16 protein-coding genes are annotated in these 20,924 nt (G+C 64.0%); 6 read left to right on the plus strand and 10 right to left on the minus strand.

What is annotated here, in order from left to right:
• Positions 1 to 108 precede the first annotated feature (108 nt).
• The 7 genes from ACE3UG_RS05295 to ACE3UG_RS05325 form a co-directional block, all read right to left on the minus strand.
• Complete coding sequence (locus ACE3UG_RS05295) at positions 109 to 2,427, minus strand: TonB-dependent receptor domain-containing protein (RefSeq protein WP_374620628.1); 2,319 nt, start codon at positions 2,425 to 2,427, stop codon at positions 109 to 111.
• Between the two features lie 201 nt (positions 2,428 to 2,628).
• On the minus strand, positions 2,629 to 3,126 hold the full coding sequence (locus tag ACE3UG_RS05300; RefSeq protein ID WP_374620631.1) for a DUF2946 family protein: 498 nt from the start codon (positions 3,124 to 3,126) through the stop codon (positions 2,629 to 2,631).
• 187 nt (positions 3,127 to 3,313) lie between these two features.
• Positions 3,314 to 4,033, minus strand: coding sequence for an OmpW family protein (locus tag ACE3UG_RS05305; protein ID WP_374620634.1), 720 nt, complete (start codon positions 4,031 to 4,033; stop codon positions 3,314 to 3,316).
• A gap of 140 nt (positions 4,034 to 4,173) precedes the next feature.
• Positions 4,174 to 4,803 (minus strand): lactate utilization protein C, encoded by a 630-nt coding sequence (locus tag ACE3UG_RS05310; protein ID WP_374620637.1) that lies wholly within the window; start codon positions 4,801 to 4,803, stop codon positions 4,174 to 4,176.
• On the minus strand, positions 4,800 to 6,209 hold the full coding sequence (locus tag ACE3UG_RS05315; RefSeq protein ID WP_374620640.1) for a lactate utilization protein B: 1,410 nt from the start codon (positions 6,207 to 6,209) through the stop codon (positions 4,800 to 4,802). Before ACE3UG_RS05315 ends, ACE3UG_RS05310 begins: the two co-directional genes overlap by 4 nt.
• Positions 6,206 to 6,988, minus strand: a complete 783-nt coding sequence (locus ACE3UG_RS05320; RefSeq protein ID WP_374620643.1) for a (Fe-S)-binding protein — start codon at positions 6,986 to 6,988, stop codon at positions 6,206 to 6,208. The genes ACE3UG_RS05315 and ACE3UG_RS05320 overlap by 4 nt, the downstream gene beginning before the upstream one ends.
• A gap of 79 nt (positions 6,989 to 7,067) precedes the next feature.
• Complete coding sequence (locus ACE3UG_RS05325) at positions 7,068 to 8,792, minus strand: lactate permease LctP family transporter (protein WP_374620646.1); 1,725 nt, start codon at positions 8,790 to 8,792, stop codon at positions 7,068 to 7,070.
• Positions 8,793 to 9,115: 323 nt separating this feature from the next.
• Between ACE3UG_RS05325 and ACE3UG_RS05330 the strand changes: the two genes are divergently transcribed.
• Together ACE3UG_RS05330 and ACE3UG_RS05335 are read left to right on the plus strand one after the other, a co-directional pair.
• On the plus strand, positions 9,116 to 9,832 hold the full coding sequence (locus tag ACE3UG_RS05330) for a FadR/GntR family transcriptional regulator (protein ID WP_374620649.1): 717 nt from the start codon (positions 9,116 to 9,118) through the stop codon (positions 9,830 to 9,832).
• Positions 9,833 to 9,904: 72 nt separating this feature from the next.
• Positions 9,905 to 12,490, plus strand: a complete 2,586-nt coding sequence (locus tag ACE3UG_RS05335; RefSeq protein ID WP_374620652.1) for a transglycosylase domain-containing protein — start codon at positions 9,905 to 9,907, stop codon at positions 12,488 to 12,490.
• Positions 12,491 to 12,544: 54 nt separating this feature from the next.
• Here the strand turns inward: ACE3UG_RS05335 and ACE3UG_RS05340 are convergent, their stop codons facing one another.
• A complete protein-coding gene (locus ACE3UG_RS05340; RefSeq protein ID WP_374620655.1) occupies positions 12,545 to 13,264 on the minus strand; it encodes a glutathione S-transferase N-terminal domain-containing protein in 720 nt (239 codons plus the stop codon).
• Between the two features lie 180 nt (positions 13,265 to 13,444).
• On the opposite strand from ACE3UG_RS05340, the gene ACE3UG_RS05345 reads away from it, so the two are divergent.
• The 4 genes from ACE3UG_RS05345 (at position 13,445) to ACE3UG_RS05360 (ending at position 17,895) form a co-directional block, all read left to right on the plus strand.
• Complete coding sequence (locus ACE3UG_RS05345) at positions 13,445 to 14,338, plus strand: LysR family transcriptional regulator (RefSeq protein ID WP_374620658.1); 894 nt, start codon at positions 13,445 to 13,447, stop codon at positions 14,336 to 14,338.
• A gap of 167 nt (positions 14,339 to 14,505) precedes the next feature.
• Positions 14,506 to 15,522 (plus strand): succinylglutamate desuccinylase/aspartoacylase family protein, encoded by a 1,017-nt coding sequence (locus tag ACE3UG_RS05350; protein WP_374620661.1) that lies wholly within the window; start codon positions 14,506 to 14,508, stop codon positions 15,520 to 15,522.
• A gap of 64 nt (positions 15,523 to 15,586) precedes the next feature.
• Positions 15,587 to 16,945, plus strand: coding sequence for an MFS transporter (locus tag ACE3UG_RS05355; RefSeq protein ID WP_374620664.1), 1,359 nt, complete (start codon positions 15,587 to 15,589; stop codon positions 16,943 to 16,945).
• A gap of 47 nt (positions 16,946 to 16,992) precedes the next feature.
• Positions 16,993 to 17,895, plus strand: a complete 903-nt coding sequence (locus ACE3UG_RS05360; RefSeq protein WP_374620667.1) for an MBL fold metallo-hydrolase — start codon at positions 16,993 to 16,995, stop codon at positions 17,893 to 17,895.
• A gap of 73 nt (positions 17,896 to 17,968) precedes the next feature.
• On the opposite strand, the gene ACE3UG_RS05365 is transcribed toward ACE3UG_RS05360, so the two are convergent.
• Together ACE3UG_RS05365 and ACE3UG_RS05370 are read right to left on the minus strand one after the other, a co-directional pair.
• Complete coding sequence (locus tag ACE3UG_RS05365) at positions 17,969 to 19,168, minus strand: amino acid aminotransferase (RefSeq protein ID WP_374620670.1); 1,200 nt, start codon at positions 19,166 to 19,168, stop codon at positions 17,969 to 17,971.
• 205 nt (positions 19,169 to 19,373) lie between these two features.
• Positions 19,374 to 20,759, minus strand: coding sequence for an amino acid permease (locus tag ACE3UG_RS05370; protein WP_374620673.1), 1,386 nt, complete (start codon positions 20,757 to 20,759; stop codon positions 19,374 to 19,376).
• Positions 20,760 to 20,924: the final 165 nt, after the last annotated feature.

Here is a 20,924-nt window from a genome sequence, read left to right on the forward strand (position 1 = left end):
GGCACACGACGGTGCTGCTGCCGGGGAGCGCGCGACGCCTTCGCAGGCGCCGCGCACGCGAGTCAAGCCGAGCCGAGTCGAGTCGAGTCGGTCAGGCGAAGGCGGGTATCAGAACGCGAAGCGCACGCCGGCGAACACGCTGCGCCCGTCACCCGGGTAGAACACGGCGGTGTTGGCCGTGCGGGCATCGGTGACGGTGCTGAAGTCAGAGACGTAGCGCTTGTCGGTCAGATTGCGCGCGTCGACGTAGAACGTGACACCGCGCTCAATCCGATACGACGCCTGCAAGCCGAGCAGTGTGTAGCCGGGCACCCGCATCGTGTTGGCGTAATCGACCCAGGCGCCGGTCGGCACCCAGTCGAGCGATGCCGCGATCTGGAAGCGATTCGACCATGTGTAACCCAGGGTCGTGCGCAGCACGTGGGTCGGCACACCGGCGATGCGGTTATTGCCGTACTGCGGATCGTCGCGGAAGCGGAAGTCGCTGTAGTTCCAGATCTGCGACAGCGTCACGCGATCGCCGGTCGCCACCACGTTCTTGAACATATCGACCGATGCGCCGACTTCCAAGCCTTGCAGCACGGTCTTGTTCGCGTTGAAGGTCGACGCGGGAATGTCGGACGACGTCGTGTACTGAAGCAACTGATCGCGCACGAGCGAACGGTAGGCGGTCAGGTCCCAGGCCACGCGGTCGAGCTTGCCGCGCGTGCCGGCTTCAATCGTCCAGGCGTGCTGCGACGCCAGCGGCACGAAGCGCGATGTGGCGCCGAAGGTCTGTGACAGATCGCTGAAATCGGGCACGTCTGCACTACGCGTGACGTCGACGAACGCCTGCACGTTCTCGCGCGGCTCCCACAGCAAACCGATTTTCGGATTGACGCCCGCATAGGCGGCGCGCGTGGATCGGTCGTTGAGGTCGCCCGGTACACCGCCGTCATCGAAATACTGACGTACATCGCGGTAAGCCTTTGCGCCGACCATCAGGCCAAGCGTCGGCAAGAAGAACAGACGGTTCTCGAAGTAGGCCTCGTAGTTGTAGGCGCTTTGCCGTGCGCCGAGCGTCTGCGCGCCACGATTGCCGTTCACGTTGACATATTGGTCGGCGCGCGTGTTTCCGCCGAAGAAGCGCGCCCCCGCAATCAGGTCGTTGCGCATGCCGGCGAGCGTCAGGTTGGCGGTGTAGCGCGGTGCCACGCCGTACGTCCAGCCGTCCTGATCGATCACCTGAAAGATCGGGTGATACAGGCTTTTGTGGATGACCCAGGAAGCGATGTCGAGTTGACCGACGTCGAACCGGACGGTCGTCAGGTTGCCCAGACGCTCGGTGCGTGTGTTGCGCGCTTGATCGCCCGAGACAGCCGAGGTCGACGCCTTCGTCGGATGGTTGAGCGCATCGAACAGCGAAAGCGTGCCCGGCAACTGCTGATCGACGATGTACGCGCCAAAGAAGAAACGGGTTTCAACGCGAGGCGAGAATTTGTAGCCGACGTTAGCGTTGATCTGGGCATAGTTGCCCTTGTCGTGGTCGCGATAACCGTCGGCGCGATTGAGGGTGACGGTCGCAAGCGCGTCCAGGGGGCCGAAGATGCGCGACATCTGGGCACTGGCCCGAACGGTGCCAAAACTGCCGCCCTCGAGGCGGAACTGATTGGGCGCGTCGGCCGTGTAGGCGGTGGGCGTGACGAAGTTCAAGGCGCCGCCGAGGGTGGTCGCGCCGTACGTCAGACCGTTGCCGCCCTTATAGATTTCGGTCGAGCGCAAGCCCATGGGATCGATCTGGTAGTAATCGCCGCTGCCATCGGCCGAGTTGGTCGGAATGCCGTCCTGCAGGATTTCGAGTCCGCGCACGTGGTACCCGCGTGCAATGCCCGAGCCGCGAATCGACACTCGCAGCTCCTGGCCGTAGCGGTTCTGGACGTACACGCCTGGACTGTCCTTGAGCACGTCGCGCAAATTGAACGCGTAGGTGTTCTGATACGTATCGGCGTCGACGAAGCCCACGGAGCCCGCCGTCTGAAAGAGGTCGGCTTTTTGTTCGGCCACGCTTGGGGACGTGAGCGATTCGGCCGGCGCGTTAACGGTCGTGACGGGCAGCGTTGCCGTCGGTGCCTTTGTAGCGGAAGCATCGGACGTGTCGGATGCAGTGGATGCGGTCGACGTGCCGGATGCAGCGGAAGTGCCGACCGGGGCCGGCGCTTGCGCCAATATCAGCGCGGTGCCGGTGGCTGTGGACGGCGTCGTCAACGACGCTGAGGCATCGGCCCTCGCAGGGTCAGCGTTGTGTGTCGCCGCGTGCGTGGCTTCGATCGCAACGCGCAGGCCGGTCGTGGCGGGGTCGGTCGTGAGTGCGTGTGCTGTGCCGCCCAGCGAGGCGAGGGCGAGTGCAATGGCCGTTTGCAACGGCTTCTGCGTCTTGGAACGTGACATGAATGTCTCTCTCGCGACCGCGTGGCGGCCGCCTGAAGATCGCGTGGTGCCGAACGCGCGCCGCGGAGCCGCGCGAGCGGCGCGATCGGTCCACTCGCCCTATTCGCGGCGCACGCCGCAAATGGGGAGATCGACGATCCGCGCCCGCGAAGGTCGGTGCGTTCGGCAAGGACTTCCGTTATCGAGCGGAAGTTGGAAGGATCAGGCGGTGGGAGCGGGTGGCGCGCGCGCGAGGGCGGGCGAGAAGCGGGGGCGCGGAGTGTAGGGCACCAGCACCCGAGGGGCGATGGCGATGCCGGCTTGCGCGGCAGGCGCAGGCGAGAGAATGTCGGTGGTGACGAGCGGCTGATGCGTCCAAAGCGTGCAGTAACCGCACTTCTCCCAATGATCGGCAGACGCAAGCGAGTGATCGGCACCGCCGTGGCTGCTGTGCTGACCGGTAGCTCGTGGTTGCGCGGGCGGTGCTTGCGCGTCGTCGTGCCCGGTGTGTCCGTCGTGCGCGGGTTCGTGCTGGGCCTCGGCGCGTGGCGTAGTGTTCGAGCCAAGCGCGGCCTGCGTGCCTTGCGCTGTGCAGTAGACCGCAAACGGGTCCTGTTGCATCGCGGCGCGCCATTGTGCGATCGCCGGCATGAGCGCTGCCAGCAGGATCGCCATCAAGGCGATCCCGATAGCGGCGCGATGCTGACGGAGCTTACGCATGCTTGGACCGGGTTACGTGGAGCGCAGGTTCAGGGAACCAAGCATTGTAGGTGTTGTCCGCGCGCGGCGTAAACGCTTTGCGTTCTCATGTAGAGAAGGCGCGACAATTTGCCGCATCGCGCGCCGGGTGCTGAAAAAAGGGAGCGCCACGGCCCCCCAAGGCCGGGTCGGCGCTCCGCCCCGGCAATCAGAACTTCATGCCCACCCCCACACCGACGATCAACGGATCGATGTGCAGCGTGCCCAGGTCAGTGCCTGCGAGCGAGGTATCGGTCTTCATCCAGACTTTCTTGACGTCGATGTTGAAGAACAGACGCTTGGATATCTGAATGTCCACCCCCGCTTGCAGTGCAGGGCCGACGCTATGATTCTTGATCGAGATCGGTGTGCCGCCCGCGTTGAGGCTGCTGTTCCAGAAGCGCGTGTAGTTGATGCCGGCTCCGACGTACGGCCGCACTTTGCCCGCGTGATTGAAGTGGTATTGCAACAGCAGCGTTGGTGGCAACACGTTCACGCCGCCGAGATGTCCGAGGTTGGACGTGAGCTGATGACGCGACATGCCGAGAATCAGCTCGACGCCGACGTTATCGAGAATCATGTACGTGAAGTCGAGCTCCGGCACGATCGCGTTATTCACGCTCACACCCAGCGACGGCAGCACACTGCCGCTCGCATGCGAGTCCGGCAGAATGCCGATGGCGCGCACGCGTGCGAGGATATCGCCGGCATAGATGCCCTGCGAGCTGTCCTTGATGAAGCCAAAGGTGGCCGCCGCCCCGGGGCGGGCGTCATCTGTGGAGGGTGAGGAGTCTTGCGAATTCGCTTGTGCGCAAGCGAACGGGCTGAAGAAGGCGGCACCGGTGACAAGCGCGGCTGCGACGGCCGCAGCGCCGAGGGAGTGCTTCATGATGGTTTCCAAAGTCGTGAGTGAGCACGGCCGATGGTAGAAGCAGGTCCCTGCGGCGAACTTGATGCGCATCAAGCGCGAGAAAACGCGGGTGCTTTGTGCGACAAACTGTCGCGCGCCCATGACGGACTTCGTGGCATTCAGTCGCGGGGCAGCAACACGACCGTGAGCGAACGCACCCCCTGCGCCCCCTGGATGAGTATGCCCTCGATATCGGCTGTGGCCGATGGGCCGGTGACCAGCACCGCGTAGCGCACCGACGCGAAGTCGGGCAGGCGATAGATGTCCTGCAGGCCGTCGACGATGTCGTTCGGGTCGAGCAATACCACGAGATGCTGCACGAGGTAGCCGAGTGCGTTGACACCATACTCCTGCTCGGAGAGCCAGACCGAGCCGGTCTCGGCAATGCCGAATCGGGCCCGTACGATGCCGACGTCGACATCGTGCAGCGACGCAGGCGCGCGCCTGCGCTCGAGCGGTGCGGCCGAGGTGGCTTCCGGCGTTGCCGTGACGGGGGTCACGCCGGGAAAGCGTTCGGCGAGCCACGCGGGCAATGCCTGCGCGCTGCCCAGCGACGCGAGCTTGCCGCCCATCGCGATGAGGTTGTCGCCAAAGCGTTCGCGCCGGTCACCGGCAGGTGTCTCGAAAACCGGCAGCTCGGGCAAAGGAAACCGCTCGCGCGTGCCATCGGCGGGACGCTCGTCGTCGCGTAACGTCACACGCTGCGCGGCGCGCACGCGCACGAGAAATTCTTCGCGGGAAGTGCTCATGATTTTTCCTTGCGCGCGGCGTCGTTCGATCCCCGGTGGGCGTCATACCAGTCCCGGAACGTCTGTGTGGGGGCCTCCGGCAGATCGCGGCCCTTGCCCCACGTGTTGAGCGGGTTGTAGAGCACCAGGTTGGGCAAACGGTGCAGCGCGGTATTCATCGATTTGACCGACGCGCGATACAGCACCGGGTTGGCGAGCAGCTTGCCGGCGACCTTGATAAGGCTGCGTTTGACGCGCGGCAATTCGCCTTCCTCGGCCACGATCTGACGCCACTTGTAGAGCTGCTCGTGAATGTTGATCCGTACCGGACAGACGTTGGTGCAACTGCCGTTCATCGTCGACGCGAACGGCAGCGCGCTGTAGCGCTTGAGGTCGTAGGCCGGATTGAGAATGGCGCCGATCGGCCCGGCGTAAGTGCTGCCGTACGACAAACCGCCGCTGCGCCGGTAGACCGGGCAGGTGTTCATGCAGGCACCGCAGCGAATGCACTTGAGCGAGTACCAGAAGTCGTCCATGGCGAGACGCGCCGAACGGCCGTTGTCCACGATGACGAAATGCATCTCCGTGCCCGGGCGCGGCGCACGAAAGTGCGACGTGTATTGGGTAATTGGCGACCCAAGTGCGCTGCGTGAGAGCAAACGCACGAACACGCCGAGATCGGCCATGCGCGGAATCAGCTTCTCGATGCCGATGGACACAATGTGCACCGGCGGTACATTCGCCGACAGGTCGGCATTGCCCTCGTTGGTGCACACCACGACCGTTCCCGTTTCCGCGACGGCAAAGTTGCACCCGGTCATGCCGGCGCCCGCTTCGAGAAACGCCGGACGCGTTGTCTGGCGTTGACTCTCCGCCAGATAGTGCACGTCGTCATTGGCCGGGTCGGTGCCGAGCGTGCGGCCGAACAACTGTGCAACGTCACCCCGTAGCTTGTGCACAGCGGGCACGACTACGTGCGACGGCGGCTGCTTGTCGAGCTGCTGAATGCGCTCGCCGAGATCGGTCTCCATGACATGGATGCCGCGTGGCTCGAGATACTCGCGCAACTCGCATTCGTCGGTGAGCATCGACTTGCTCTTGACCAGTGTCCTGACGTCGTGCGCTGCGAGAATGCCGTGCACGATGGCATTGTGCGCAGCGGCGTCGAGCGCCCAATGCACCTTCACGCCGTTGGCTTCGGCCTGCGTGGCGAACTGGTCGAGATAGTCTCCCAGCCGTGAGAGCGTGTGTTCCTTGATCTGCGAGGCGAGCGTACGCAGTGCCTCCCATTCGCCGATGGACGCCGCCTGCGCGTCGCGCTTCATGCGCAGATCCCACAGACGCTTGTCGTGAAATGCCACGTGCTTGGTCTTCGCGAGAAATGCCTCGGCGTTCTTTGCGTGATCGACGCGTGCGTCCGTGCTCATGCCGTGGCCTCGTCATTGGCCGTGAACGAAAGCGAACTGACGTCCACGCCGTTGAGGACCTGGGCGATGTGCAGAAAGCGCATCGGCGTGTGCGTGCGCGCCGCGCAACCTTGCTGATGCATCAGACACGACATGTCGGCGGAGACGATGAATTGTGCGCCGGCGTCGAGATGATCGTGCACCTTGTCCTGCCCCATCTTGACGGAGATGGCTTGTTCGGACACGGAGAACGTGCCGCCGAAACCGCAGCACTCGTCAGGACGGCGAGGGGCGGCGAAGCGGATACCGCGCACGCCCTCAAGCAGCGTGCGTGCCTTCGACCATGGCGCGCCAGGAATCTCGCTCGCCGACGCCGCGTGCAGGTGACGAATGGCGCTGCAACTGTTATGCAGCCCAACGGTGTGCGCAAACGTTGCCCACGGAAAATCGCGAACCTTCAGCACATCGTGCAGGAATTCCGTGAGTTCGTACGTATTGGCGCGAACGGCGGCCACGCGTGCCGACTCGCCCGCCGCGCTCAGATGTTGACGTACGTGATGCACGCAACTCGACGAGGGCGCAACGATGTAGTCGTAACCGGCAAAGTTGTCGACGAAGAGCGCCTCGGCGCCGGCGGCGTCGGCTTCGCAGCCGTTATTCGCGAGCGGCTGTCCGCAGCAGGTCTGGCGACGCGGGTAATCGAGCGTCACGCCGAGTTTTTCGAGCAGCTCCAGGGTGGCGATGCCGACTTCGGGAAACAGGGCATCGATGAAACAGGGAACGAACAGGGCCGCTTTCATGGGGTTCTCCAACAGGGGACGACACACTCGCCGCCGAGCGTTATCGGCCCGGCGGCGAGTGTCTACAACCAGGACAGACTCAATGCACCAGCATCCCCGTGAGCCAGTACGCCTGCACCAGCGTGATGACGCCGGCCAGCGCGACGAACATCAGGCTGTGCCAGACGGTGAAGCGGAACAGATCGGCTTCCTTGCCGATGAGTCCGGTGGCAGCGCAAGCCACGGCAATCGACTGCGGGGAAATCATCTTGCCCGTCACGCCGCCGGTCGTGTTCGCGGCCACGAGCAGCGTGTTCGATACACCGATTTGCTGCGCGGTCGTGCTTTGCAAACCCGCGAAGAGCGCGTTCGACGAGGTGTCCGAGCCGGTCAGGAATACGCCCAGCCAGCCGAGCAACGGCGAGAAGAACGGAAATGCTGCGCCAGTGCGCGCGAGCACGAGTGCGAGCGTCGTCGACATGCCCGAGTAGTTCATGACGAACGCGAACGCCAGCACGAGGCCGATCGCCAGTACGGGCTTTTTCAACTCCGCCACGGTCTCGAAGAAGCTTTTCACGCCGGCGGCGGGCTTCATGCGAAGCAAGGCCATCGACAGGAGGGCCGCGATGAAGATCGCAGTGCCGGTGGCCGAGAGGGCATCCCACTTGAAGATGGCGTCCATCGGTGCCGGTGCGGCGACGATGGGGGCCGCTTTGGTGACGAGCCGATCGAGTCCGGGAACGTGCAGCGATGGGACGGTCCACGCGAGCGGGCCAGTCGCGGCGAACAGTGCCTTGAACCCCGGCAGGCTCCAGATCGTGACCATGCCGGTGAGGATCAGGAACGGCGACCAGGCGCGCAGGATCTGGCCGGACGTATACGGCGACGATGTTGCGCTGCGCGCCGATGCACCACTCAGGCCACCCAGGCCACCCACGCCACCGATGTCGCCCAGCGCGGCGGCGCCGCCCGAGGCCGTCATGCGCGTGTGTGCGCGTGCGGCAGACGTCTTCGGCTGCCAGACCTTCAGGAAGCTGGCGAGGCACACGAGCGAGAACAGCGACGAGATGATGTCCGGCAGTTCCGGTCCGATGTGGTTCGACGAGAAGTACTGCGCGACGGCGAAGCTGCCACCGGCGACAAGCGCGGCAGGCCACGTTTCCTTGACGCCACGCTTGCCGTCCATGATGAACACGAGCCAGAACGGCACGAAGGCGGAGAGCAGCGGCAACTGGCGTCCGGCCATCGCGCCGATATGGAACGGATCGATGCCGCTGACCTGACCCGCCACGATGATCGGAATACCCATTGCGCCGAAAGCGACGGGCGCAGTGTTGGCGATCAGGCACAGGCCCGCCGCAGTCAGCGGCTGAAAACCGAGCCCGACGAGCAGCGCGGCGGTGATGGCCACCGGCGCGCCGAAGCCCGCGGCACCCTCAAGAAACGCGCCGAACGAGAAGCCGATCAGCAGCATCTGCAAACGCTGATCGTTGGTGAGCGACACCACCGAGCTGCGAATGATGTCGAACTGTCCGGTCTTGACGACCACGCGATAGAGAAACACCGCCGTGATGATGATCCAGGCGATGGGCCACAAACCGTAAGCGAAGCCGAACACAGCCGACATGGCGGCCATCTGTGCGGGCATGCCGAAGTAAGCGACGGCGATGATCAGCGCGAGCCCCACGGTCAGCGCACCCGCGACATGCGCTTTCATGCGCAGTCCCGCCAATGCCACGAAGAATACGACAATCGGTAGCGCGGCCATGAGCGCCGCGATCCATAGCGTGCCACCCGGCACGTAGTTCTGTACCCACACTTCCACTTACGTCTCCTCGATTTGGTGATCGATTGCTTTAAGGCCTGTTCAAGGCTGTTTTGCCGTGCGCGCTGCCGCTTTCGGTGGCGGGTGACGCGACGGTTGGTGCGGACGTGTCGTCCGGCTGCCGCGATGATCGACACCCGCGAAACGTTCGGGCAAACTGGTCGTACCAGTTCCCGTGCGGCGCGACGGACAGGGCAGAATTGCGGTATCCCGAAAACATGCGCCAATGGCGCACGCGCAGCGGCTGAGATGCGCAGGTATCGCAATCCGACTGCCGCGCGGCCCCGCATGCACGCATTCGAAATGTCGCAGGAGACGTTACCGTGAGCGGTCCCAATCTGACCGAGCGCATTACGCGCGAGCTCGAGACCCGTTTGATCGAGGGCGTCTGGTCGCCTGGCGAGCGCATTCCTTCCGAGCGGGCGCTGGCGGAATCGTTGGGCGTGGCGCGCTCGACGGTGCGCGCGGCGCTTCAGCGTCTCGTTGCCCGCGGACTGCTCAAGGCGCGGGCCGCCTCGGGCGTGTATGTCTCGGATCGCTTGCAGACGGGGTTGATTTCACCGTGGCGGCAACTCGTGAACGATCACCCGGAATTGCGTCCGGACATGCTCGAATTCCGCCTGATGCTGGAGGGCACCACGGCGTATCTGGCGGCGGTGCGGGCGACCGACGACGATCTCGCACGCATCGCCGAACTGGTCGATGGCTTGGTCGAGGCACACGAGCGCGGCGACACCGTGCTCGAATCGCGGCTCGACGGCGACTTTCACACGGCGCTCGCGAATGCGTCGCACAACGCCATGCTCCGGCACCTGCAAGGCAGCGTGGTCAAGATGCTCCACGAGCACATCTCACTCAATAACTCGGGCCTTTTCGAGCTACGCGAGCAGGCCTCGGAGATCATCCTCGCGCAGCATCTCGCGCTATGGAAGGCGATTCGCACGCGTCAGCCGGAAGAGGCGCGCCGCATCATGCGTGAGCATATCGGCTTCGTGTGGCGCAAGCTCGAGCCGGACTCGCCGGTCCCGATCGTTCCCTGAGTCGTTCCCTGACTCGCGGCCCGCGCCTTCCGGTTTTGGTAGGATGCGGACTTTGCCACGCGTTCCCCCATCGTGAAGCGCCCGATTTCGTCGCTCTTGTCATCGCTGTTGTCATCGCTGCGGCATGCCGTCGCCCAAGCGGGCCGGCATGGTGTTCGCCTTCTGCAACCGCTGCAGCCGTATGCGGTCCTCGTCTGGGACCGCGTGCGCCATCCCACGCGGCGCGGCGTGCTCCTCGCCATTGCGGCACTGCCGTGCCTGCTCGTCGCCTACACGCTGATTCTGATCCCGTTCACGCCGAGCATTCGCGACATCCGGCGCGCGAGAATCGACCGGCCGGCGCAAGTGTTGTCTGCCGACGGCAAGCTGCTCGCCGAATTCCGGCCGTCGAACCGCGAATGGGTGCCGTTGAAAGACGTATCGCCCAACGTCGTCAAGGCGTTGATCGCAACCGAAGACCACCGCTTTTACGAGCATCACGGCATCGATCTGAAGCGCACGGCGTCGGCCGCGCTGCACACATTCTCAGGCGACCGGCAGGGCGGTTCGACCCTCACGCAGCAGCTCGCCCGCAATTTGTATCCCGATGAAATCGGCCGTGCGCCCACGCTGACGCGAAAGCTCAAGGAGGCGATCACCGCACTCAAGATCGAGGCGCTCTACACGAAGCCCGAGATTCTTGAGACGTACTTGAACACGGTGCCGTTCCTCTACAACGCGTACGGCATCGAGATGGCCGCGCGTACGTATTTCGACAAGTCGGCCGACCAGCTCGACGTGCTCGAAGCCGCCACGCTCGTCGGCATGCTCAAGGGCAACAGTTACTACAACCCGGTGATCAACCCCGAGCGTGCGCTGCAGCGTCGCAATACCGTGCTCGCACAGATGGTCAAGTTCGGCGGCCTCGACGCTTCGAAGCTCGCCGCGCTGCAAAAGCGCCCGCTGCGCATCGACTTCGCGCGGCAGACCGAAGAGCCGGGGCCTGCCCCCCACTTTGCGCAGCAATTGCGCAAGTGGCTGATTGGCTGGGCGGATCGTCACGACTACAACATCTATTCCGATGGCCTGGTCGTGCACACGACCCTCGACTCGCGCTTGCAGGTAATGGCCACGCAGGCCCTTACACATCAGGCCAATCAGTTGCAAGGCATTGCCGACGCGAACTGGTCGGCACGCGGCGGCTGGCGCGACAGCGCGGCGCTCGTGCAGGCGTTCGTGCGCGAGTCTGACGCGTATCGCAACGCGGTAGCGGCGGGCGACGCGCCCGAGGCGGTCATGAAACGCCTGCTCGCCGACAAGACGTTCATGCAGCACCTGCGCGCGACGAAGACGCGGGTGCAGGCCGGTTTTCTGGCGATCGATCCGCGCACGGGCGAAATTCGCGCGTGGGTCGGCAGCCGCGACTTCACGACCGATCCGTTCGATCATGTGCAGCAGGCGCGCCGTCAGCCGGGGTCGACTTTCAAGGCGTTCGTGTATGGCGCGGCCTTCGTCAAGGGCAGAAAGCCCGACGACACGCTCGTCGATCAGGTCGTCGAGATTCCGCTCGCAGGCGGTGAGATCTGGCGGCCGAGCGACGACACCGCGCCGACCAACAAGCCGATGACCCTGCGCGACGCGTTGGCGCAGTCGCGCAACACGATCACGGCGCAACTCATGGAGGACGTCGGGCCGTCACGTGTGGTTGGACTGGCGCGGGCGATGGGGGTGCGAGAAAGCACGCTCGATCCGGTGCCGTCGCTGGCGCTGGGCACGAGTCCCGTCTCGCTCAAGGAAATGGTGACGGCATACGGCACCATCGCGGACGGCGGCGAATATCGCGAACCGACGATGGTCACCGAAATCACCAACAGCGAGGGCGACGTGCTTGCGACGTTCTCGCCGGCGCGTCCCGAGCGCGCGCTCCCCGTGGACGACGACTACACGCTGCTCGACACCCTGCGCGGCGTCATCAATCGTGGCACGGGCAACGCGATTCGCACGCGTTTCGGCATTCGCGCGGATGTGGCGGGCAAGACCGGCACGACGCAAGACAATGCCGATGGCTGGTTCATCCTCATGCAGCCGCAGTTGGTTGCGGGGGCGTGGGTCGGTTTCAACGACAGCCGTGTCACGCTGCGCAGCGATTATTGGGGACAGGGTGCACACAGCGCGTTGCCGATAGTGGGCGATGTGTTTTCTCGGGCCTTGCGCGCGAAGCTGATCGACGCGAATGCGAAGTTCGAAGCGCCGGATAACCATCATTGGTACAGCGATGTGTGGACGCGCGCCTCGGCGTGGGTGGCGGGGCTTTTCGCGAAGACTCCCGAGCCGGCGCACAAGCCGAAGGCGCCGGTGAAGCACCCGGCGGCACCGGCCCCGGCGGTGACGGTCCCTACGCCTTCCGCCGCGAGCGATAGCGGACCGTTGCCCGTGCCGGTGGCGTCGGCCGTGCTGGCGCAGCCGGAGTATGCGGTGCCTGCGAGCGCGCCGCGTGGCACCACGATTCCGGGGGTACCGGGTGAGTGGAACGGGCCGGGCGGTTCGTCGACGAACGGCACGGCATCGCCAACCGGCTCGGCGGGCGGCGCGCCGTCGTCTGCTCCGTACGTGAGTCCGACGCCCTCGGTTCCGGCAGCGTCCCATCCCGTCTCACCCGCTTCTGCCGCGGCTTTTTGACGGGCGGCCCCCCAGTACCCGAAGGGCAGATTCGACGCGGGCTTATTCGCAGGCTCAGGCCGTGCGCTGCGGTATGTCGAGCCCGCGAATGACGGCGGGACGTGTGACGAACGCCGCGAGTGCGCGCTGCACGTTCTTGAACTGCGCGAAGTCGACCAGCTCGCCCGCCTCGTAGAAGCCGACGAGGTTTCGGACCCAGGGGAAGGTGGCGATGTCGGCAATCGTGTACTCGTCGCCCATGATCCACTGACGATTCGCCAGATGCGCGTCGAGTACGCCGAGCAGGCGCTTCGATTCGTTCACATAACGATCGCGCGGGCGCTTGTCTTCATAGTCCTTGCCCTCGAACTTGTGGAAGAAGCCCAACTGGCCGAACATCGGACCCACGCCGCCCATCTGGAACATCACCCATTGCAGCGTCTCATAGCGCGCGGCCGGATCGGCCGGAAGCAGTTTGCCGGTCTTCTCGGCGAGATACCAGAGAATCGCGCCCGACTCGAACAGCGGCAGCGGCTTGCCCTTGGGGCCGTTCGGATCGAGGATCGCGGGAATCTTGTTGTTGGGGTTGAGTGACAGAAACTCGGGTGAGCGTTGGTCGTTCGTTTGGAAGCTCACCAGATGCGGCTCGTACGGCAGCCCGATCTCTTCAAGCATGATCGACACTTTCACTCCATTGGGCGTGGGCAGCGAATAGAGTTGCAGACGCTCGGGATGTGCCGCGGGCCACTTGCGGGTGATCGGGAACAGGGACAAATCGGCGGACTGATCGGACATGAGGATCGATGCGTTCGTGATGAGCGGCGAGGTGCCGCGGGACGTCCAATATAACGCCAAGTTGCCGGGCTTGCCGGGCGCGGGGCACTCGACTTTTTCCGGTAGACTGCTCGCACTTTGTTCAGCCGCGTATGGGCTGAGTGAAGCCGTGAGGCGCGACTCTCCTTCCCCGGCAGGATCATGGAACTCAGGCATCTTCGATACTTCATTGCGGTGGCAGAGCAATTGAGCGTGCGCGCAGCGTCGGAGATTCTGCACGTGACGCAACCGGCCGTCTCGCGGCAAATTCGCGATCTCGAAGCGACCATCGGGGCGGCGCTCTTTACACGTACGGCCCGCGGTTTGGTGCTGACCGCCGCAGGGACCGCCTATCTCGCCGAAGCCCGCGACATCTTTGCCCGGCTCGAAAGCGCAAACCGCGCCGCGCGGCGTCTCGCAGCGGGCGTGACCGGCCGGCTGCGCATTGGATTTGTCGAAAATGCTTCCTGGGACGGACTCGTGCCCGCTGCATTCAACGCGTTTCAGCGGGCCATGCCTGACGTGGCGCTTGAGTTGATTCCGATGAATACCCCCGAACAGCTCGAAGCCATTGCGGCCGGCGCGCTGGACGGCGGTTTTTGTTATCGCTTTGGCGAGTTGCGCGAGGGATGCGTCGAATTACCGCTGCTCGAACACGATGTCGTCCTCGCGGTGCCGACCCATTGGACGCTGGGACGCGAGGGCGGCGTGGATGTCGCGGCGCTTCGCGCTCACCCCTTCGTGGCGTTTCCGCGCGCGGTTTATCCGGCTTACTACGATCGGCTGATCGCGGCGTGCGCCGAGCGCGGCCTGACGCTCGACATCCGTCAGGAGGTTTCGACCGAGGCGGCGATTCTGTCGCTGGTTTCCGCCGGCGTCGGGCTGGCGATCGTCAATGACGCGAACCGCGATCGGCCGCCGGCGCGTGTGCGCTTTGTCGCCGTGCGCGATCTGTCGGTGCGGTTGCCGCTGGCCTTCTGCCACTCGAGCCAACACCTACCGCCGCCTGCCCTGCAGCGTTTCATCGAGCAATTGGCGGCTGTGCAGGCAGCTTAACGATTTTTTGGGGGGCGCGCAGCGTGCGACGATCGACGATCGACGCCGCTCCAACCGGCGATGCGTTGAAGGCATCACCCCAGTCAATAAACGGCATTGGTCAAGCATTTTTGCGTCTGCGATAGTGAATTCATCCAAGGCATCGCCTGGCTTTTCACTATCTCGTCATGCACAACACTGCGACTCTGATTGCTTCCGATATCGATTACGAGCGCCCCGGTCTTCAGACCGGTACGCTGCGCTTACCTTATTCTCACGACCGATCCGCTTATGGACATGTCCCGATCCCGGTGGCTGTTCTGAACGCGGGCGCGGGCACCGGACCGACGGTGCTGCTCACAGGCGGCAATCACGGCGACGAGTATGAAGGTCCCGTCGCCCTGATGAAGCTGCTGCAGCGCCTGCCCACGCTGTCGATTCGCGGTAGGTTGATCGTGATTCCCGGACTGAATTTTCCGGCATTCGCACGTGGTACGCGAACCTCACCCATCGACAAGGGCAATCTGAATCGCGTGTTCCCCGGCGCTCGCAACGGGTCGCCGACCGAGATGATCGCGCACTACGTGGAAAGCGAGCTGCTGCCTCGCGCAGATGTCGTGATCGACCTGCACGCAGGCGGGGCGTCGTTCGACCACGCGCCGACGTTGCTTGCTGCGCCCCCCGTCGATACGGCTCGCCGAGCGCACTATCTGCAATTGGTCCGGGCCTTCGGCGCTCCTTACACGATGGTCATGGATTTGCTCGGCGAAGATCGCACCTTCGGCGCAGCGGCGCAACGCCACGACAAGCTGTTTCTTTGCGGTGAGTTCGGCGGCGGTGCGGGGTGCGACGCGGCGAACCTGGCCATCGTCGAAGACGGTTTGCGGCGGGTGTTGCGTGCGCTGGGCGTCACGTCGGAGGAAGTCCAGGCGCCGTCGCGCGATACGCGTGTCATGGCGGTGCATGGCCCGAAGCATTACGTCTACGCGCCGAGCGCAGGCGTGTTCGAGCCCGCGTTCCGATTGGGCGACGACGTTTGCGCGGGGCAACTGGCCGGGCGCCTGTTCGATCCGCACGCCCCGTGGGAAGCCCCCCGCGACATCGCATTTCGCAGCGACGGCAAGGTGATGTGCATGCGCACGTTCGCCCGTGTGGAGCCAGGCGATTGCATCGCCCTGCTCGCCAGCGACAGTCGCTGGGAATGATGCGCAACGCGTGCGTCCCCGCTTCAGCCCTTTCGATATGTTGGATGTCAAACAGGACTTTCTCATGAGCGCTCACCCCCCCATCGCTGCCACCGCGGCAGATGCGCACCGCGATCACGCCGGCTATCACGGCTATGTGGTGCTGCTGTTCTTCGTTTGCTTTGCGTTTTCCTATCTCGACCGTCAGGTCGTGAGCATTCTCGTTCAGCCGATCAAGGAATCGCTTTCGCTCACCGATGTGCAGATTGGTCTGATGCAAGGCCTATCGTTCACCATGTGCTACGCAACTGCGGGGGTCTTTGTGGCGCGCTGGGTCGACCGCGCCAATCGTGTGAAGCTGATCGCGGTGTGTGTGGCAATCTGGGGCGCGTCGACGGTGCTGTGCGGCTTTGCGACCAACTTCACAGAACTGTTGCTCGCGCGTGCCGGCACGGCAGTGGCGGAAGCGGCGCTCAGCCCCGCCGTGCTGTCGATCTTCAGTGATCTGTTCGCGCCCAGAAAGGTCACCCGCGCCAGCAGTGTCTTCATGCTGGGACCCTATGTCGGCGGAGGGCTGGCATTGTTCGGAGGCGGCTTTCTGTTCGCCCTGAGCAGCGATCACGTCGCCAGCGCCTGGCTTGCCACTTATGGGCTTGCGCCGTGGCAGTCGGTTTTCGTAGCCGTCGGTCTGCCGGGCTTTATCCTCAGTGTCCTGGTGTTTTTTACGGTACGTGAGCCGAAGCGCCGTGGCCTGGGGGGCGACAGCGCGGCAGGCGAAGACGACATCCCTTCGATGCGGGAGGTCATGCGCGAACTTTTCGTGAGAAACCGCTTTTGTCTGCCGTACTTCGCTGCGTACGTGGCGCTGATTACGCTGTTCTACGCCCAGAGTGCCTGGTTTCCCGCGCTGCTCATGCGCAAATTCCAGCTTGACGCGCGCACGGTCGGCGAACTTGCTGCACCGGCGTTCATGCTCGGTGGCGTGTTGGGGGTGGTGTGTGCGGGCCTGTTGGCGGCGCGTGCAACCGATAGCAACGCATTGCGTCGGGTATTGGGGCTATCCACCGGCGGCGCGGCGATCCTGATTGCGGCCGCGTTCGCGATGCCGTTGATGGGGCAGAGTCTGGCGGCCGTGGTGCTGTACGGCGGGTGTGCGTTTGCCGCAAGTATCGCGATGGCGCTCGCGCCCGTACCGCTTCAGATCGCGCTGCCGAATCGAATGCGTGGTCGAGCCATCGCGTTGCTGGTCTTCATGACGAATGCGATCAGTGGCAGCATCGGACCGTTTGCGGTCGGCGCGCTCAACGAGCACCTTGGAAAAACGGCAAGCAGTCTGGGCACGGCCCTCGCGTGGGTCGGGACCGTCGCCGCGATCATGAGCTTCCTTTGCTATGCCCTCGCCACGCGTCGTGCCGCGATGTCTACGGCATCGGTGTACGCGTGATGTGGCCTGCCACGGCCTACGCCATCTAACACTTTGAGGGTTCGAAAATGACGTCGCCCGCGTCTGTCTTTCATGTGGGAGCCGCCCGGATCGCTGGCATATTCGAGACCTCGTTCGGGTTGCCCGCGCCGCGCCTGTTTCCGGATTGGGACGCCGAGGCCGGGACAGACCTCGCTGCACGGCTCTCGCGGGACTCGCTCGATCTATCGAGTGGGGTCGTCGCATTGCAAACGCATTTGTGGGTCGTCGAGATCGACGGTTTGACGATCGTCGTCGACACGGGCATTGGCAATGGCAAGGCGCGCGCATTCAGCACGTTGTTTGACCGCTTGTCCAATCCAGTGCTGGAACGCTTGAGTGCCGCGGGGTTCGATCGCCACCGGGTCGATTACGTGTTCAACACGCACCTCCATGTCGATCACGTTGGCTGGAACACCATGCGCGAGCATGGACGCTGGGTGCCGGTTTTTCCCAACGCCACGTACGTCTTCGCCAAGAGCGAGCGCGAATTCTTCGACACCGCGTCAGGCGCCGCACGGCGAATGGTGTTCGACGACAGCGTGTTGCCTCTGCTCGACGCGGGCATTGTGCACGAGGTGTCCGACGACGGCGAACAGGTACTGGACGGCATTCGCTTCCTGCCGACACTAGGTCATAGCGTGGGACACATGGCCATTTCAATCGCGTCGCAGGGAGAGGTCGCATTGTTTTCCGGCGACGTCATGCATAGCCCGGTGCAGGTCTATCGTCCCGACTGGAGTTCGGGATTCTGTCTGGATCCGGTCCAGGCCAGCGTGTCGCGCCGCAGGCTGCTCAATCTGGCCCTTGAAGCAGGGACCACGGTGTTCCCGGCTCATTTTCCCGAAGGCTCGGCAGGCATCGTGGTGCGCAATGCCGAAGGGCTGGCGTGGCGGTACCTCGCGTCAACACCAGGCGCATCGCGCAAATAGCGGCTTTCCGATATGCAAAAAGGACGGCGCGGGCCGTCCCTTTTGCTTTGCGTTTCCGACGGTCGAGCGAGGCTCAGGCGTTGCTCAACACCTTGGCGATGCTATCGGCCACCACCGCAACGTTCTTTTCGTTCAGGCCTGCCACGCACATGCGGCCCGAGCGGATCAGATAGACGCCATGCTGCTCGCGCAGCACATCGACTTGCGCCGCCGACAACCCCGTGTACGTGAACATGCCGCGCTGCTCCAGGTAACGCGAGAGCATGCGCTCGGGCACATGGCCGCGCAGGCCGTCGTGAATCGCACCCCGCATGCGCGTAATGCGTTGGCACATGGCGGCGAGTTCCGCTTCCCACGACTTGCGCAGCGCCGGCGTGCTCAGCACCTTGGCAACGATCTTCGCGCCGTGCGTCGGCGGGTTGCTGTAGTTCGAACGCACCGCGCTCGTCAACTGACCGAGCACCCGATCGGCCGCTTCCGCCGAAGCGCAGATGACCGACAGGCCACCGCAACGTTCGCCGTACAGCGAAAAGTTCTTCGAGAACGAATTGGCCACAAAGGCTGGCACGCCCTGGCGCGCCAGCTCGCGGATCACGAACGCGTCGGCGTCGAGCCCCGAGCCGAAGCCCTGATACGCCATGTCGACAAAGGGCAGCAGCTCACGCTTCTTGAGCACGTCGATCAACTGCACCCACTGCGCGTCGCTCAGATCGACGCCCGTCGGGTTGTGACAGCATGCATGCAGCAGCACCACACTGCGGGCCGGCAGCTTGTCGATGGCGTCGATCATTGCTTCGAACCGCAATCCGCCAGTGGCTTCGTCGTAATACGGATACGTATTCACGGTGAAGCCGGCGCGCTCGAAGATGAAACGATGGTTGTCCCACGTGGGATCGCTCACCCACACCTGCGCGTCGGGGAAGTAGCGCTTGATGAAGTCGGCGCCGACCTTGAGTGCGCCCGAACCGCCGAGCGTTTGCACCGTGGCAATACGGCCATCGGTGCGGGCCGGCGAGTCGTCGCCGAAAACGAGCGCCTGCACGGCGTCGCGGTAGCTGGCCAGGCCCGCCATCGGCAGGTAAGGCTTCGGACCGACTTCGGCAAGCAGCAGCGCTTCGGCTTCGCGCACGGCCTGCATGACCGGCAGGCGGCCATCGTCGTCGTAATAGATGCCAATGCTCAGGTTGACCTTGTCGGTACGCGGATCCTTCGCGAAATTCTCGTTGAGCGAGAGAATCGGGTCACCGGGATAGGCATCGATGTGTTCGAACATGGCAATTCCTGGAAAAACGAATGAAAGTCGGTAATGCGGGCTCGGGGACGCCGGGACGGTTCAGCCCCCCGGCGGCGCTAAACGATTGATGATACCGCTAGTGCGGTATGGCCGGAAATGCCCCCGGGGCGCTTGGCGCCCGAGGGAATGTGTCGATGTTCCGCGACCGGCGACGGGCGCCGCCGGTCGGCACGTGCCGGTGCGCTTAGCGCGTGACACCGGCCTGAACCGGGGCAGGCCGGTTTTTCTGCCGCAGGCGATAGCCGACGCCCAGGACGACCAGCCACACCGGGATCAGGTACACCGAGATGCGCAGATCCGGGATCAGATACATGACCACCAGAATGCCGCCGAGGAACACCAGGCACAGGTAGTTCGTGAGCGGGTAGCCCAGGCTCTTGAACAGCGTTGTCTCGCCTGCGCGCGCCTTGGCACGGCGGAAGGCCAGATGGATCACGCTGATCATCGCCCAGTTGATGATGAGCGCCGACACGACCAGCCCCATCAGCAGTTCGAACGCCTTACCCGGCATGAAGTAGTTGATCACCACGCACACGGCGGTTGCTGCCGCCGAAACGCCGAGCGCCAAGAGCGGAATGCCGCGTTTGTTGACCTTGAGCAGGGCGCGCGGGGCGTTGCCCTGACCCGCCAGGCCGTAGAGCATGCGGCTATTGCAGTACACGCAACTGTTGTACACGGACAGTGCGGCGGTGAGCACCACCGCATTGAGAATGTTGGCGACGAAGTTGCTGTTCAATTCATGGAAGATCAGCACGAACGGGCTGCCGCCGGTCACGACCTTCTCCCACGGGTACAGCGAGAGCAGCACGCCGAGCGCACCCACGTAAAAAATCAGAATGCGGTAGATGACCTGATTGGTGGCGCGCGGGATGCTGCGCGAGGGGTTGTCGGCTTCCGCCGCCGTGATGCCGACCAGTTCCAGTCCCCCGAAGGAGAACATGATGACGGCCATCGCCATGACGAGACCCGACACGCCGTTCGGGAAGAAGCCGCCGTGTCGCCACAGATTGGTCACGCTGGCATCGGGGCCCGCGTTGCCGGAGAACAGCAGGTAACCGCCGAACCCGATCATGCCGACGATCGCGGCGACCTTGATGATGGCGAACCAGAACTCCATCTCGCCGTACGACTTCACGCTCGAGAGGTTGATGGCATTGATGATGCCGAAGCACACCAGTGCCGAGACCCACGTGGGAATGGCCGGCCACCAGTATTGGACATAGATGCCCACGGCCGAGAGTTCGGCCATCGAGACGAGCACGTAAAGCACCCAGTAGTTCCAGCCGGACACAAAGCCCGCGAACTGGCCGCAATACTTGTTGGCGAAGTAGCTGAACGAGCCCGCGACGGGCTCGTCCACGACCATTTCACCGAGTTGGCGCATGATGAAAAATGCGATGGCGCCCGCAATGGCGTAGCCCAGCAGAACTGACGGGCCAGCGGTTTTGATGGTCTGTGCGATGCCCAGAAAGAGGCCAGTGCCGATCGCGCCGCCCAGCGCGATCAATTGAATGTGACGATTCTTCAGGCCGCGATGGAGCGAGCCTTCTTGTGCTGCGTTGGCGGACATGTCTGTTCCTCTTACCCTACCTTCATTGCCATGCGGCGCGCTTCTCTGTTTCGTGCTGCGCGAACGAACCGGAACCGTTGAGCCGCCGCGGCGCGGCGCTTGTGACGCCGTCGCCGTGATCCTTTGGAATCATCTGCGCGAGCCGATGATCGTGTCTCCCCTGGA

It is taken from the genome of Pandoraea sp. (genome assembly GCF_041919235.1).
Lineage (GTDB): Bacteria > Pseudomonadota > Gammaproteobacteria > Burkholderiales > Burkholderiaceae > Pandoraea.